Raw genomic sequence first — 13,663 nt, forward strand, 5'->3', positions numbered from 1 at the left:
GGAAGAAGCGCCGCGATGCGGCGCTTTCTTCATGGCGCAAGCGCGTCCTATTGGGCGCTCAGCGGCGGCGGCGGGGAGTCGTCATTCCGCCAGTCTTCGATGACGGCGAGCACGATGCCGGCGATCCAGAGTCCGACCACGGGATCCATGCCCGCCAGCATCCCGGAACGCGACTGGCCCATGACGGCCGTGGAGGGCGGGTTGCCCGCCACCGGCAGCACGGGTTGCACGGCCGCCTGGAGTTGCGCGCAGGTCTGCGTGGAAAGCACGGTCACGCCGTGGCCTGGCGGCACGTTTACCGTGCACCCGTTGTTCATGCGCAGGGTGGCGGAAGAAGCGGACGTCGTCACGACGCGGGAGCCGTGGAGGATCGGCGTGCCGGCGACCAGCGCCGCATTGCCGGTGCTGGTGGTGAAGGTGGCCACGCCGTTCACGGTGGTCACCGTGCCGAGCGCCTGCGCGAAGACCGGCCCGGCGGCGAAGGCGGCGATGGCGATCAGGGAAGTTCCGATGCGCATGGAAGGCTCCGGGAGGGACGAAGTGCGCCAAATTAGCACCGCCGCGGCGCCGCCGCAATCACATTAGTTAGTCCCTCGGTTACTCCGCTGGGCCGTCCCGCAAAGGACGAGCACGCGGGATGGCATGATGCCCGTCCATGCAGCGCACCCCCGCGGCGAGGGCACTGCCCCTCGTGCTCATCCTGACCATCGTGTGGGGCACCAACTGGTCCCTCTTTCCCCTGGCCGTGCGCGAAGTGTCCGTGTGGACCTTCCGCGCCGTGAGCCTGACCGGCGCCGGCATCTTCCTGCTCGCGTTCGCGCGCATGCGCGGCATGTCGACCGTGATCCCGCGCGCGCACTGGGCCGCCGTCACGGCGGCGGCCGTGATCTACCTGGTGGTGTGGAACCTCGCGAGCACCTACGCGGCGATCCTCATCCCCTCCGGCCAGGCGGCCATCCTGGGCTTCACCATGCCGCTGTGGACCGTGCTGGTGGTGTGGGCGCTGTTCGGCGAGAAGCCGGCGCGCCGCATGCTGCTGGCCATGGCGCTGGCCGCCGTGGGCGTCGTCCTGCTGATGATCCCGGCGCGCGAGGCCTACCGCGATGCGCCCGCCGGCTTCCTGCTCGGGCTCACCGCCGGCCTGGGCTGGGCCCTCGGCACGGTGATCCTCAAGCGCGCCAACGTGCCGGTGCCTGCGCTGGTGCTCACCGGCTGGCAGCTGCTGATCGCGGCGGCGCCGCTGTGGGTGGGCGCGCTCTGGCTGGGGCGGGGAGAGTGGTTCATGCCGTCCTGGCAGACCGTGCTGGTGATCGGCTACATCACGGTGGTGCCCATGGCGATCGGCAACCTGAGCTGGTTCGCCATCGTCGGGCTGCTGCCGGCGAGCGTCGCCGGCATCTCGTCGGTGATGGTGCCCATCGTCGCGATGGTGACCGGCGCCATCGTGCACGCCGAGCCGTTGGGCCCCTTCCAGCTCGGGGCCATGGCGTGCTGCGGGAGTGCGCTGTTCCTCGCGCTCTCGAAAAGGTAGAGTGCCCCATCCTCGCGCGCAAGGAGAAAGCATGTACGCAAGCGATCTGTTCGCGGGCCAGCGCATCCTGGTCACGGGTGGCGGCACCGGCCTGGGCAAGGCCATGGCCGAGCACTTCCTCTCCCTCGGCGGCGATGTCGCCATCTGCGGGCGCCGCCAGGCCGTGTGCGACGAGACCGCGGCCGCATGGCGCGAGCGCTTTCCCGGCCGCCGGGTCGACACCTTCGGCGTGGACATCCGCGTGGCGCAGGCGGTCGACGAGCTGGTGCAGGCCCTGTTCGACAGCGGCGGGCTCACGGGCCTCGTGAACAACGCGGCCGGCAACTTCATCGCGCCCACGGAGAGCCTGTCGCCGCGCGCCTTCGACGCCATCGCCAACATCGTCTTCCACGGCAGCTTCTACGTGACGCAGGCCGTGGGCAAGCGCTGGATCGCGCAGGCGCGGGCAGGGGAGTGGAAGCCGGGCCAACCCTGTCGCAGCGTGATGAGCATCATCACCACCTGGGTGGACAACGGCAGTCCCTACGTCGTCCCCTCCGCGATGAGCAAGGCAGGCATCGACGTCATGACCAAGTCGCTCGCGGTGGAGTGGGCGCGCCATGGCATCCGCCTGAACGCGGTGGGCCCGGGCGAGATCCCCACCGAAGGCATGAGCAAGCGCCTCAACCCCGGCGAGGAGCCGGGCGCGCGCAGCCGCAAGAACAACCCGATGGCACGCGAAGGCAGGATGAGCGAGCTGCAGAACCTGGCGGCCTTCCTGATGGCACCCGGCCAGTGCGACTGGCTCACCGGCCAGAGCATCATGATGGACGGCGGCAACGCACTGGCCACCGGCGGCAATTTCTACGAGCTGCGCTCGTGGAGCGAGGCGGACTGGCAGGAAGCGCGCGAGCGCATCGAGTCGCAGAACGCAAAGGACCGGGCGCAGCGCTGAAGCAGAAGCACTGCAGGTCTGCGGCGAGTGGGCGCTGGTTGTGGCGAGGGATGCGAACCTGCTCGGCGCGCCGGAGCCCGCGGGCTAGGAGGCGCCGGGGGCGCGCTGCACGAGCAGGGTGTCCAGCGGGCTGCAGGTGCCGCCGGCGGCGATCTTGAGCACGTGCGTGTAGATCATGGTGGTGCTTACGTCGGAGTGGCCCAGCAGCTCCTGCACGGTGCGGATGTCCGTGCCGGCCTGCAGCAGGTGGGTGGCGAAACTGTGGCGCAGCGTGTGGACGGACACCGGCTTCGCGATGCCGGCCTGCGCCACGGCGCGCTTGAGCGCGCGGGCCACGCGCTCTTCGAACACGTGATGCCGTCGCTCCAGCCCGTCCCGCGGATCCAGCGACAGGCGCGGCGAGGGAAAGACCCAGTGCCAGGGCCACGACTGGCCCGCGCGCGGGTACTTCGCCTCCAGCGCATGCGGCAGGTGCACGCCGGCCCGGCCGGCTGCGCGATCGGCGGTCCAGAGAAGGTGAGAATGCCGAAGCTGTTCGCGCAGCGGCTCGACGAGCGTGCGCGGCAGCATGACCACCCGGTCCTTCCCGCCCTTTCCTTCGCGCACGATGATCAGGGCCCGCGCAAAGTCGACGTCCTTTACGCGCAGGCTGAGCGCCTCCATCAGCCGCATGCCGGTGCCGTACAGCAGACGCGCCAGCAAGGCGGCTTCGCCCTCCAAGAAGGCGAGCACGCGTTCGACCTCGGCGACGGTGAGCACGCTGGGGATCCGCTTCTTCGGGACGGGACGACCCAGCTCCGCGAGCCATGGGAGCTGCTGATCGAGCACTTCCCGATACAGGAACAGCAGCGCGCTCAGCGCCTGGCGGTGCGTCGAGACGGACACGCGCCGCCCGGTCGCCAGCATGGTGAGGAACGACTCCACCTCCGGCTGGCCCATTTCGCGCGGATGGCGCAGACCGTGGAACTGGATGAAAAAGCGGACCCAGTAAACGTAGCTTTCCTCCGTGCGAAGGCTGTAATGCAAGTAGCGAAGCCGCTCGCGCAACTGGCCCAGGATGCGGGTTGCCTGCAACGCCGGGCGGGGGCGAGCTTGCGGACTTTGGCGGCGTTGTTATGGCTGTACACGCATACAGTATCGCGCTGCGAGGCGCGTGGCGCAAGCCCCTTCCGAACCGCGGACAAGTGGGGTTCAGATGTTATTCCGCGCACTTGCGGGGTTTGGTCCGTTTAGGCGGATGGCTCGTTGGTGGGGCGCCGCAAGACGGATATAAATCAATGAGTTGCGATGATCGGGGAGGGAAGGACGATGCAGTGGTGTTGGTGTTATTCGGTGGGGTGGTGGTCTAAATCAAGTTAGATTGCACGCCAAGCAGCACCATGCAACCACAGTCCCTGGACGCCGACGAACTGCGCGCTGCATTGATTGCCGTCGCTTTGGAATGGGAGCAGCGCTACGGCGTGGCCCCTGCGATAACGAGTGTCATCTCCGAATACGACGCGGCGCGGCTCGTCGGTCACTCTCCCGAATCACTGTCACACGATGGGGTCGGGCGCACGGCGGTAACTCGCGGCGTCGATTTCCGTCACAACGGTATCCGGTATCAGGTCAAGGCGTGCCGCCCGAGTGGGAAGCCTGGCTCCATGATCACAAAGGTTCCTAAAGCTTCAAACTACGACTGGGACCGCTTGATCTGGGTACTCTACGACCGTGAGTTTCGGGTGCTTGAGGCGTGGGAGTGGGGTGTGGAGGCGTACAAGTCCTCCTTCGACGGGGTCGAACGGCTGAATCCTGCAATGATGCGAAAGGGCCGTGCGTTACATGCAATCTAACTGGTCGTTCGACACGGACACGCAGCGGCATTGCGCCGCGAAGCGTCCTGGTGAGCGTACGCCTCGCGGCGCAATGCCGCTGCGTGCCGGTCAACTTCAACGTTAGACAGCACAATCGGCGCATGAAACTCCTTTCAGAACAAGATCAAGGCACGAGGGAAGTGCTCGGGGCACGTATCCAGCAACGCTGGACGCAGTTGTACGAACTGGACAAGGAGTGGTCAGAGCGAGCGCTCAAGTACTTGTTGCTAACGAACTCAGGCGGCGCAATCGCCACTCTGAGCTTTCTGGGGCTGCACCCGCCGCCATTGGAATGCTCGGGGCGAAGGTTGCCCTGTCACTTTTCATCCTCGGTGTCGTTCTGGTTGGAATCGCAACTGCCAAGACGTTCCACCACATGCGCAACCTCTTCGACGCCTGGAAGGTTGACGTGGACAAGTACTACGCCGATAAGGCCACGTGGGACCAGATTCAGGATGAAGACGACAAGCGTGCAGTGACTGACTGGTGGGACTACACCATTCCATACGCTTCGTTCGCTTGCTTTATTGGCGGATGCGTTGGCGGGGGTGGAGCCTGCTGACGCGCGTTGGCACGTGAGCGTGCTGTCTAACAGAACGGTCGACTCGGACACGTTGCAGCAAGGCGCCGCGAGGCGCTGTTGGATATCCTGCACCTCGCGGCGCCTTGCCGCAACGTGCCGGTCACCTTTACGTTAGACAGCTTTGCCAGCGCTCTCGCCAATTGAGGTCCTAAAGTTTTGCCAGTACTGCGACTGGGCCGAACAGTGCTGGCACCTGCGGAAGGGACTCTTCGACGAAAATCCAAAGAGGGAGTCGCTATTCGAGCCGAGGCATGCACACTTCTTCCATAGGCTCGAACGCATTCTGCAGGCGCACTGGCTGCACGAGGTCGCAAAGCTACACGATCCCCCAAACAAGCCGGCCGGTGGAATCTCACGATTGACTATGTCCTCGAATGTGGTGGCTGGACCGACGAAGTACGCGAGCGACTCACGGAGATGAGAGGCCGGTTGATGCCTTTAGCCGATGCAGTTCGCGGGGCGAGAAACAGATTGCTCTCTCACAATGATCTTGAGATCATTTCGACAGGAGAATCGCTTGGAGAGTTCGAAGAGGGCACGGACGTAGAGTACTTTGCGGCCCTTCGAGAGTTCGCATCTACCGTGCATGAGGTTGCCCTTGGAAATCCGTATGAGTTCGACGGTCTCACCGGAAATGACGTCGAGGCATTCATGTCTCAGTTTCTGCGGGTGAGCGACCGGGCGGATAGGTGACAAGAATCCCCCTCGGATGGGTTACACGCGTCGTTTAAGTTTACTAAGGCTGTCTTCGATTCTGAGTAGCCTTTCGTGGAAGCGGCCGATTCGCATCGGACCGAAGTAGACGTCCCATAGTCCATCGGCCATTTCTTCAAATCCGATGTACTCGCCCACCAGCACGCTGGTCACATTGACCCAGTGCTGGCGCCATCGAACACCTCCGTTTCCGCTGACCAATCGCACTTCGAATCTGTCGGGGTAGTCTGGTTCGAGCAGCTTGTCCGGCATGCTGCGATTGGAAGGCTGGTACCAGCTCGCCGGTGGCGTCATGTCCAGCGCTTCGTGAGGGCGCTCGTCATTGAATTCGCCGCGGAAGTGATCGAACTTTCTCTGCTGGCCGGCCAGGCTGTACGCCGGCGGCATCGTGGTCTCGTCCTTGAGCGTCTTGTGCATGCGCTCATGGCGGCCGTTTTGCTGCGGTTTGCCCGGCTCGATCAGCTCGGGCAGTACGCCCAGCTTGATCCACCATACCGACAGCCGGCTCAATCGGCCTAAGCTCGCTGCGGCGAACGGCACGCCGTTGTCTGTTCGGATTCGCGCTGGCAGCCCGTATTCCTTGAACAGCCTCGCGAACACGCGCTTGCTGTCGTCGTGCACCGTTCCGTTGAGTCCACGCACCTCCAAGAGGTAGCGGCTGTAGTTGTCGGTCACAGTCAGGGGGTAGCAGTACTGGCCGTTGCCCAGCCGAAACTGGCCCTTGAAGTCGGCGCTCCAGCAGTCGTTCGGGCGGGCAATTTCCTGCGTCGGCCGACCTGGATGGCCGTAAGGACGCCGACGAACCCGCGCTCGCACCAGCCCATTGCGCTTGAGGATGTCGCACACCGTCGACTCGTGTGGCAGCAGCCACTGCGGCTGCTTCTGGCCCACCTCATAAAGCAGCTTGGCCGGGCCCCAGGTCGGGTGCCGGTGCCTGGCGGCAATCAGCGCCTGTTCGATCTCCGGTCTGGTGCGGTTGTGCACCACCGCAGGCGCATGGCTGCGGTCCTCCAGGCCCTGCACCCCTTCGAGCCTGAATCGCTCGATCCACTTGTAGCCGGTCTTGCGGCTGATGCCATACTTGGCGCAGAGTTCGCTTACCGAGTACCGCCGATCCAGCAGATCGTCAATGAACTTCTTTCTCTCACCCATTGCAGTGGCCTCACTCCATGGCATAGGGATCCTCCAGTCCGGATCCCATGGTCCATCGGTGTGTTACCCATCCGCCCCGAGGAAAGTGTCACCTATCCGCCCCGGTCGTACCGGGGAGTTGCCTAACATGGCAGTCGACGCGGACGTCCTATCGGCTGGCTTTCGCCAGCCTACTGTCCGCCGGTCACTTCTACGTTAGACCGCATGTGGCCTTGGCTGCTCCTAATCCTCACAGGTGCCTGCGCTGCGCTGACGGTGGACGCGTTTCGTTTCGGAGGGCCAATGAAGGAGCCGTCGGCTCGTTTCTGGCCGCGGGAATGGAAGCGAGGGCAGGACCATTTACCCTTGGTGGAACAGGAGCGAAACTACCGGTTAATGCGATATCCGCTGCTCGGAACAGCAGCGCTTGCCTGGATCTTCCTTGCAATGACTATCCTCTTGGCCATCTTGACCGTCGAAGCCTTCCTCGCATGAGTCTGTTTCACAGCGCTCCGATCGTCGTGCGGTCTAACAAGTCGATCGACACGGACGTGGAGCTTGCATCGGTTTGGTGGACACCTTCACCTAGCGGAGTTGCGGGTGGGGATGCCGCCTCGCAACAAGCATTCAGGTTGCCGCCAGAGGAGCAGACCATGACGAAGTACTTGATCTCCTTCCCCGCGCCGGCGATGGACATCCCGGACGAAGACTGGGTCGAAGTCGGCGAGGCATCGCGGGCGGTCATACGCGAGGCGAAGCATGCCGGCGCCTACGTGTTCGGTGGTGGGATCAACGCGGACGTTGAGCCGCTGATGGTCGCTGCCGACGGGGGTGTCGCACACGGTACCTATCCACAGAGCAAGGAGCTCTCCGGCGGCTTTTGCGTCCTGGAGCTCCCGTCCCGAGACGCCGCCATCACGTGGGCCGCGAAGCTCGCCAAAGCCTGCCGCTGCGCGCAGGAACTCCGCGAGTTCCACCATGACCCTGAGAGTTGAGAATCGATCAACTCCAACGTCACGCGGCCTGTCCCCCATCACGCACCCCGGGACTCGATCGCGGTTCCTCCCGCTACGCCTGCATCCTGGCGCGGATCTCCGCGGAGCGCTCGAGGACGCCGCGACCAGGCAAGGCGCCGAGGCGGCCTTTGTCGTTTCCGGTATCGGCGGCCTGGATTTGACGAATCTACGCCCAGGCGTCACGCAAGCGGAACGTCTTCGTGGAGGCAGAGGTAGTTGCCCTCGGGATCCTTGAACCAGGCAGCCTTCTCCGCGCCGAGCACGCAGACATGATTGACTGTCTTGAGGCCCGGGAAATCGTAGTCCTCGAACACGACTCCCTTGCGCTTCAATTCATCGATGCTTCCGGCAATGTCCGCAACCTGAAAGCTGATCGCCGTATGGTCAGCCTTGGTGCCATCGGGCTTCGGGAACAGGGCCAGCCGGCTGCCGCCTACCTCATAGACGAACTTCCCGTCGGGTCGCAACTCTCCCCGCGTCAGGCCCAGGCACCCCTCGTAGAACGCCCGTGCACGGTCGAGGTCAATCACCGGCAGCATCGTCGTGACAGCAGAGTTGGTCAGCATCGTGGCTCCTTTCACTCGCAGCAGCCAGGCTGGCGGCCGTTGATCGAGCGCATCCAGCTTAGGCGTACATTCCGCCGTATTCCAGCCATGCCAGTGCCGCCGGTCGTCCAAGGTCAGGCGTCCCCAGACCCCACGCTTGTGCGCCTTCCAACGCTGGGAAATCCGACTGCCTTGTGGTGAGGGCAGGCGAGGGCTATTGCCGTGGCTGATGCGTCACTCGCGTCATGCGTGCGTTGACGGCATCTCATGCATGACTCGCGGCGCCGCGATGCATGAAGAGTCTGGCGTCGCGCGCCCGCCTGGCCTACAGTGGCCTCCCACCACCCCCGAGGAGCTGACCCATGCCGATCCGCATTTCATCCGTCAACAAGAAGATTGCCGCCAACGGCCAGGCCCTGCATCGCGCAATGATGAGCCGCCAGGACGCGGGCGGCAAGGACAAGCAGCCGTCCGAGGCCGAGGCCGCCCTGATCGAGGAACGCCGGGCGCTCAAGGAAGAACGGGACAAACGCAAGGCGCAGGCCCTGCTGCCCAAGCCGAGCGCGCTCGACCGGCTGGTGCGCACGCACCACCCGCAGGCGAAGGACAAGAAGGTGACGAAGGAAGCGCAGGCCGCCAAGGAGACGAAGAAGACCAAGCCGCACAAGTCCCGCGCCGAGAAGCACGCGGAGAAGGCGGAAGCGCTGGAAGCCGCGCGCAGGGCGCCGAAGAAGCCGGCGAAGTGATCCTGGCGGGGCGTTGCCGCGCGCATGCGCCCTGGAGGTCACGCTGCATAGTCCCGAAGTCAGGCGCGACCCGGTTGCCCTGGGCGCGCTGCTGCACCCGGAGTTCCGCGCGTTGATGCGATTCCACCAGGGCACGCTGACCGCTGCCGTCGGGAGGAACGAAGCTTGACGTGGCCGCCGCCCGCATCCTGCCGCCTTCTGATCTTCGAAGGGATCATGGGATCCGGGAAGTCCACGGCCACCCGCCGTTACGGCGAGCGCATCGCCGCGTCGGGGCTGCAGGTCGCCGCGTACACGGAAGCGGCGGATCCCCATCCCGTGCGAGCTTCCGACGACCTCGCCGATCCTTTCCGGCCGTGGAGCCTGGTCTCTGCATCCGAACTCTCGCTGCGCATACGCGAGAAGTGGGCGAGGTACGTGCAAGGGCGTCTCGCCGACGAGGTCTTCACGGTCATGGATGGCCAGCTGTTCCACGGCGACCTGAGCAACCTGTTCATGATGGAGATGGCGCCCGCCGACATCGCGGTGCACGCCGCCGACCTGATGCGCGTGCTCGCGCCGCTGGATCCGACGCTGGTCTACCTGCGCCAGCACGATGTGGGGCGTGCCATGCGCACGGTCTTCCAGGCCCGCGGCCCCCGATGGGAGGCCTACCAGCTTGGCTGGAAACTGCATTCGCCCTACGCCACGCGCCGGCTGTTCGCGGGCTTGGGCGGGCTCACTTCCATGTACCAGGACTACCGGTCGCTCACGGACACGCTGTTCGAGGCGCTTGACTGTCGCAAACTCGCCATCGAAACTGACGGCGGCAATTGGCCTGCGTACTACACGCAGGTCGACGAGGTGTTGCGGCAAGCCCGGGTGCCGCTCTCTCCGCCTCCCACTCCATGAACACCGTCGCCCCCTTCTACGACAAGCTCGCTCCGTATTAGCACCTGCTGTACGCGGACTGGGAAGCTTCGATCCAGAGGCAGGGCGCCGCACTCGCCCAGCTGCTGGAGCAGGGCGGCATCGTCGCAGGCGCCCGCGTGCTCGATGCGGCCTGCGGCATCGGCACCCAGGTGCTCGGGCTGGCCGAGAAGGGTTACGAGCTCACCGCGTCCGACCTCTCGCCGGGCGCGCTCGAGCGCCTGCGGCAGGAGCTGCACAGGCGCGGTTTGCAGGCGCGGGGGCCTCGCGATCTTCTCGGTCCGTGACTACGCGGCGATCCCGCGGGTGAGTCCCGACGTCCGGCCCATGCGGCCATGACCGCAGCTGCCGGCCTCGTCGCCGCCTTGTCCGCGTTCGCGCTCGAGGTTCCGGAGGCCGAAGCCTGCGTGGGCGAACTGCGCGTCCGCTGCGACCCGTCCTGCGCGCTCGGCCCGCCGGCCCGCGACGCGTGACAATTTGTTCCTGCGGAACCCGCGTTCCGTCCACGCCCCGGCACGCGCCGTCCAGCGCCTTGCGCGGTGACTTCCCAACGTTTCACGCATTCGGCGGCCGCTCCAGCTTGCGCTGCGCATGGGCCTTGTCTAGTCTGCGCGGACACAGGAGGACAGTCATGGGACAGCAGTGGACTGACAGCTTCGAGGAGTTTCCCGAAGAGAACGCGGCCAATTACGTGAACGGCCGCTTCGACCCGATGGCGGCGCAAGCGCGCCGCGCCAGCCAGCGCAAGCTGGCCGAAGTGCAGGCGCGCCTGCAGGCCGAGGCGCGCACCATCGCCCAAAGGCACAGGCCGCAGCGCGCGGCCGGCAAGTAGCCGCGTCCGGCGACCACCCTTGGCCGCGACCCGGGAAGGAGTTGCGGCCTCCTCGCGCAGGTCCTACATTGGTCTTCATGCGCACCCAGTACTACACCGCCAGCAGCCTGGACGGCTTCATCGCCACCGAGGACGATTCGCTCGAATGGCTGTTCCCGCTGGGCGACGTCAACGACACCAGCTACCCGCAATTCATCCGGCAGGTCGGCGCCCTGGCGATGGGCTCCGCCACCTACGAGTGGATGCTGCGGCACGTGGTCAAGCCGGGGTCCGCCCAGCCGGGCGCCTGGCCTTACACGCAAGCCACCTGGGTGTTCTCCAGCCGCGCGCTGCCGCTGGTGCCGGGCGCGGACATCCGCCTGGTGCGCGGCGACGTGCGGCCGGTGCACGCGCAGATGCGGCGCCGCGGCGGGCGAGAAGAACGTGTGGATCGTGGGCGGCGGCGGACTGGTGGGCCAGTTCCACGATGCCGGCCTGCTGGACGAGATCATCGTGCAGGTCGGTTCGGTGACGCTGGGAGCGGGCAAGCCGCTGCTGCCGCGCCGCATCACCTCGCCGTCGCTGAAGCTCACCGGCGTGCAGCAGTTCGGCCCCGGTTTCGCGGAGTTGCGCTACGAGGTCCCGAAGGGGAGGTCCGCATGAAACTGGTGGACTGCAGCTACGACGCGCATGCCGGCGCGATCCTCGCCATCATGAACGAGGCGATCGTCACTTCCACGGCCCTCTACGACTACCACCCGCGGCCGCCCGAATCGATGGTGGGCTGGTTCAAGGCCAAGGTGGACAAGGGCTATCCGGTCATCGGCGCCGAGTCGGACGGCGGCGAGCTGCTCGGATACGCCAGCTACGGCAGCTTCCGCGCCTGGCCGGCCTACAAGTACACGGTGGAGAACGCGGTGTACGTGCACAAGGCCCACCGCGGCAAGGGCATCGCGCGCGTGCTGATGCGCGCGCTGATCGAGCGCGCCCGCGCCCAGGACTACCACGTGATCGTGGCCGGCATCGACAGGGACAATCGCGTGAGCATCGCGCTGCACGAGTCGCTCGGCTTCGAAGCTGCGGGCACCATCCGCCAGGCGGGCTTCAAGTTCGGCCGCTGGCTGGACCTGGGCTTCTGGCAGCTGGTGCTGGATACTCCGCGCACGCCCCACGACGACTGACCCATTCCATCCACGCCTGAAATCCATGCGCAGAAACCTCGCCCTCACCCTCGGCATCCCGGTCGCCGCCCTCCTGCTGGCGCTCGTGCTCAATCCCTCGCCCGAGCGGCACCGGCAGAAGATCAAGGACACGATGGGGCAGCGCAGCCCGGTGGCGCGCGCGCTGGGCATGGGCGCGCTGGCGGCCTTCGCCTCCAACTACCACTCGCTGGGCCTGGCCTCGTACACCACCGCCGGCGACCGCACGCTGTCCGTGGGCGCCTTCGGCCTGGTGTACGTGCTGCAGCAGTAGCCGCCGCTCAGGCGGTGCGGATCACCGCGATGTGTTCCGTGCCGCTTTCGGGCAGCCACACCTCGCCCTTGCGGCCCAGGATCTGGCGCACGTTGGCGCTGTCGCGCGGCATGGCGATCCTGTCGAACTTCTCGCTGCGCGGGTCGAAGGACCACATCGCGTTGCCGCCGAAGTCGCTCAGCCAGACGATGTCGCGTTCGTCCACGTACACGGCGTAGATCCGCGGATCGTTCCCCGGCACCTTCCAGGCGCGCCAGCTGTTGGCCGCGGGGTCGTGCACCGAGACCTGGCCGCTGTTCCATTCCGACACCCAGATGCGGCCGCGGCTGTCGCTCCACACGCGGCGCGCGCCCTGGTTGCGCGTGGGCGGTTCCACCACCCGCGAGTCGCCGGTGCGGCGATCGATCTGCGCGATGAAGGAGCCGGCCAGCGAACACCACCAGATGTCGCCCGCAGGCGTGCTGCAGATGCCATAGGGCCCGCGGCCGCGCGGCGACTGCTTCACCGACACCTCGCCGCTGCCGGTGGCGACCCGCCCCACGAAACCGGACTGGCCGGTGAACCAGCAGTTGCCCTCCTTGTCGAAGGCGCAGGTGTTGAGGTTGGCGTAGGGCGTGCCGGCGGGCAGTGGGAACACCGTCACCTTGCGGTCGGGCCAGGTGACGCGCACCATGGCGTTCTGCCCGCTGTCGGTGATCCAGGCGGCGCGGTCCGGGCCCTGGATCACGCCGTGCGGCGAGGACCCGGAGCCGAGCGCGATCAGCTCGGTGCGCCCGCTGGCGGGATCGAACCAGCCGAGATGGCCGCTGGCCTGGGCCGAGAACCAGACGCCGCCGTCCGGCGCCGGCGCCACGTCGTGGATGCCGGTGCGGCGCGAGGTCGCGAGCTTCCAGGACTGCAGGCTCGGCGTGGCCTGCGCGAAGGACAGCGCGGGAAGGGCGGCGGCGGCGGTGAGGGCCAGTGCGGCGCGGCGGCTGAGGGTGGAAGGCAGCATGCGTGGACTCCTGCGTTCGGGCCGGCTCATTCTGAGCGCGCCGCGCCCGGGCCTCAAGCGGGTGTGGCCGCGACCACCTCGACCGCGGGGTCGCCCCGCGCGGTGGTGCCTGTGCGGCCCGGCGCAAGTTCGTCCTGCAGCAGGGCCGCCACGGCTTCGCTCGCGGCGATCCGCCAGCCCTGTGCCGCGGCGAAATCGTCGAGCGCGGCGGTCGCGTGCACGGTTTCGCCGGGGACCAGCGCGTGCCCCTGGTTGCCGTGCAGCCCGTCGTGCAGGGCGACCAGCGCCATGGGCCCGGTGTGCAGGGCGACGGTGACGGGCCGGTCGCGGCCGGCGGCGGTGGAGAGCGCGAGGGCAGCGCGCAGCGCGCGCAGGTGCGCCGGCGTGCCCACCTTCTCCTGGTCGCGGGGAAGATCGCCAGCA

The 13,663-nt window shown here is 66.6% G+C and carries 18 protein-coding genes and 2 pseudogenes; 14 read left to right on the top strand and 6 right to left on the bottom strand.

What is annotated here, in order from left to right:
• Nucleotides 1–47 precede the first annotated feature (47 nt).
• Nucleotides 48–518, bottom strand: coding sequence for a hypothetical protein (locus tag HK415_RS04310; RefSeq protein ID WP_171556897.1), 471 nt, complete (start codon nt 516–518; stop codon nt 48–50).
• Between the two features lie 137 nt (nt 519–655).
• Between HK415_RS04310 and HK415_RS04315 the strand changes: the two genes are divergently transcribed.
• The gene (locus tag HK415_RS04315) at nt 656–1,531 is read left to right on the top strand and encodes a DMT family transporter (RefSeq protein ID WP_171556898.1); all 876 of its coding nucleotides are present in this window, start codon (nt 656–658) and stop codon (nt 1,529–1,531) included.
• Between the two features lie 31 nt (nt 1,532–1,562).
• On the top strand, nt 1,563–2,465 hold the full coding sequence (locus HK415_RS04320) for an SDR family oxidoreductase (protein WP_171556899.1): 903 nt from the start codon (nt 1,563–1,565) through the stop codon (nt 2,463–2,465).
• A gap of 84 nt (nt 2,466–2,549) precedes the next feature.
• Here HK415_RS04320 and HK415_RS04325 read toward each other — a convergent pair.
• Nucleotides 2,550–3,545 (bottom strand): annotated as a pseudogene (locus HK415_RS04325) (integron integrase); the annotation flags it as partial.
• Nucleotides 3,546–3,844: 299 nt separating this feature from the next.
• Between HK415_RS04325 and HK415_RS04330 the strand changes: the two are divergent.
• On the top strand, nt 3,845–4,297 hold the full coding sequence (locus HK415_RS04330) for a hypothetical protein (protein WP_171556901.1): 453 nt from the start codon (nt 3,845–3,847) through the stop codon (nt 4,295–4,297).
• Nucleotides 4,298–4,514: 217 nt separating this feature from the next.
• Nucleotides 4,515–4,880: a hypothetical protein gene (locus HK415_RS04335; RefSeq protein ID WP_171556902.1), complete on the top strand. Its 366-nt coding sequence runs from the start codon at nt 4,515–4,517 to the stop codon at nt 4,878–4,880.
• 735 nt (nt 4,881–5,615) lie between these two features.
• On the opposite strand, the gene HK415_RS04340 is transcribed toward HK415_RS04335, so the two are convergent.
• Nucleotides 5,616–6,767 carry an integrase core domain-containing protein gene (locus HK415_RS04340; RefSeq protein ID WP_253261761.1) on the bottom strand — a complete coding sequence of 384 codons (1,152 nt, stop codon included), beginning with the start codon at nt 6,765–6,767 and terminating at the stop codon, nt 5,616–5,618.
• A gap of 632 nt (nt 6,768–7,399) precedes the next feature.
• Here HK415_RS04340 and HK415_RS04345 point away from each other — a divergent pair.
• Nucleotides 7,400–7,741 (top strand): YciI family protein, encoded by a 342-nt coding sequence (locus HK415_RS04345; protein ID WP_171556904.1) that lies wholly within the window; start codon nt 7,400–7,402, stop codon nt 7,739–7,741.
• Nucleotides 7,725–7,997 carry a PCC domain-containing protein gene (locus HK415_RS27510; protein ID WP_507236447.1) on the top strand — a complete coding sequence of 91 codons (273 nt, stop codon included), beginning with the start codon at nt 7,725–7,727 and terminating at the stop codon, nt 7,995–7,997. The genes HK415_RS04345 and HK415_RS27510 overlap by 17 nt, the downstream gene beginning before the upstream one ends.
• Here the strand turns inward: HK415_RS27510 and HK415_RS04350 are convergent.
• Entirely contained in the window at nt 7,942–8,328 is a 387-nt protein-coding gene (locus HK415_RS04350) for a VOC family protein (protein WP_171556905.1), read from the bottom strand. The genes HK415_RS27510 and HK415_RS04350 overlap by 56 nt on opposite strands.
• Nucleotides 8,329–8,669: 341 nt before the next feature.
• On the opposite strand from HK415_RS04350, the gene HK415_RS04355 reads away from it, so the two are divergent.
• The 8 genes and pseudogenes from HK415_RS04355 to HK415_RS04390 all read left to right on the top strand — a co-directional run bounded on the left by HK415_RS04355 (nt 8,670) and on the right by HK415_RS04390 (nt 12,246).
• Nucleotides 8,670–9,053 carry a hypothetical protein gene (locus HK415_RS04355; RefSeq protein ID WP_171556906.1) on the top strand — a complete coding sequence of 128 codons (384 nt, stop codon included), beginning with the start codon at nt 8,670–8,672 and terminating at the stop codon, nt 9,051–9,053.
• 165 nt (nt 9,054–9,218) lie between these two features.
• Nucleotides 9,219–9,944 (top strand): P-loop NTPase family protein, encoded by a 726-nt coding sequence (locus HK415_RS04360; protein WP_171556907.1) that lies wholly within the window; start codon nt 9,219–9,221, stop codon nt 9,942–9,944.
• A 137-nt stretch (nt 9,945–10,081) separates the two neighbouring features.
• On the top strand, nt 10,082–10,249 hold the full coding sequence (locus HK415_RS04365) for a class I SAM-dependent methyltransferase (protein ID WP_309246574.1): 168 nt from the start codon (nt 10,082–10,084) through the stop codon (nt 10,247–10,249).
• 48 nt (nt 10,250–10,297) lie between these two features.
• Complete coding sequence (locus tag HK415_RS04370) at nt 10,298–10,435, top strand: hypothetical protein (protein ID WP_171556908.1); 138 nt, start codon at nt 10,298–10,300, stop codon at nt 10,433–10,435.
• A gap of 158 nt (nt 10,436–10,593) precedes the next feature.
• The gene (locus HK415_RS04375; protein ID WP_171556909.1) at nt 10,594–10,794 is read left to right on the top strand and encodes a hypothetical protein; all 201 of its coding nucleotides are present in this window, start codon (nt 10,594–10,596) and stop codon (nt 10,792–10,794) included.
• A 77-nt stretch (nt 10,795–10,871) separates the two neighbouring features.
• Nucleotides 10,872–11,436: pseudogene (locus HK415_RS04380) on the top strand (dihydrofolate reductase family protein).
• Entirely contained in the window at nt 11,433–11,954 is a 522-nt protein-coding gene (locus HK415_RS04385; RefSeq protein WP_171556910.1) for a GNAT family N-acetyltransferase, read from the top strand. Before HK415_RS04380 ends, HK415_RS04385 begins: the two are co-directional and overlap by 4 nt.
• A gap of 25 nt (nt 11,955–11,979) precedes the next feature.
• Nucleotides 11,980–12,246, top strand: coding sequence for a hypothetical protein (locus tag HK415_RS04390; RefSeq protein WP_171556911.1), 267 nt, complete (start codon nt 11,980–11,982; stop codon nt 12,244–12,246).
• Nucleotides 12,247–12,253: 7 nt separating this feature from the next.
• Here HK415_RS04390 and HK415_RS04395 read toward each other — a convergent pair whose 3' ends face one another.
• Both HK415_RS04395 and HK415_RS04400 read right to left on the bottom strand, forming a co-directional pair.
• The gene (locus HK415_RS04395) at nt 12,254–13,240 is read right to left on the bottom strand and encodes a Vgb family protein (RefSeq protein WP_253261762.1); all 987 of its coding nucleotides are present in this window, start codon (nt 13,238–13,240) and stop codon (nt 12,254–12,256) included.
• Nucleotides 13,241–13,293: 53 nt separating this feature from the next.
• Nucleotides 13,294–13,632 (bottom strand): hypothetical protein, encoded by a 339-nt coding sequence (locus HK415_RS04400; RefSeq protein WP_171556913.1) that lies wholly within the window; start codon nt 13,630–13,632, stop codon nt 13,294–13,296.
• Nucleotides 13,633–13,663: the final 31 nt, after the last annotated feature.

Source organism: Ramlibacter montanisoli (genome assembly GCF_013087525.1).
GTDB lineage: Bacteria > Pseudomonadota > Gammaproteobacteria > Burkholderiales > Burkholderiaceae_C > Ramlibacter > Ramlibacter montanisoli.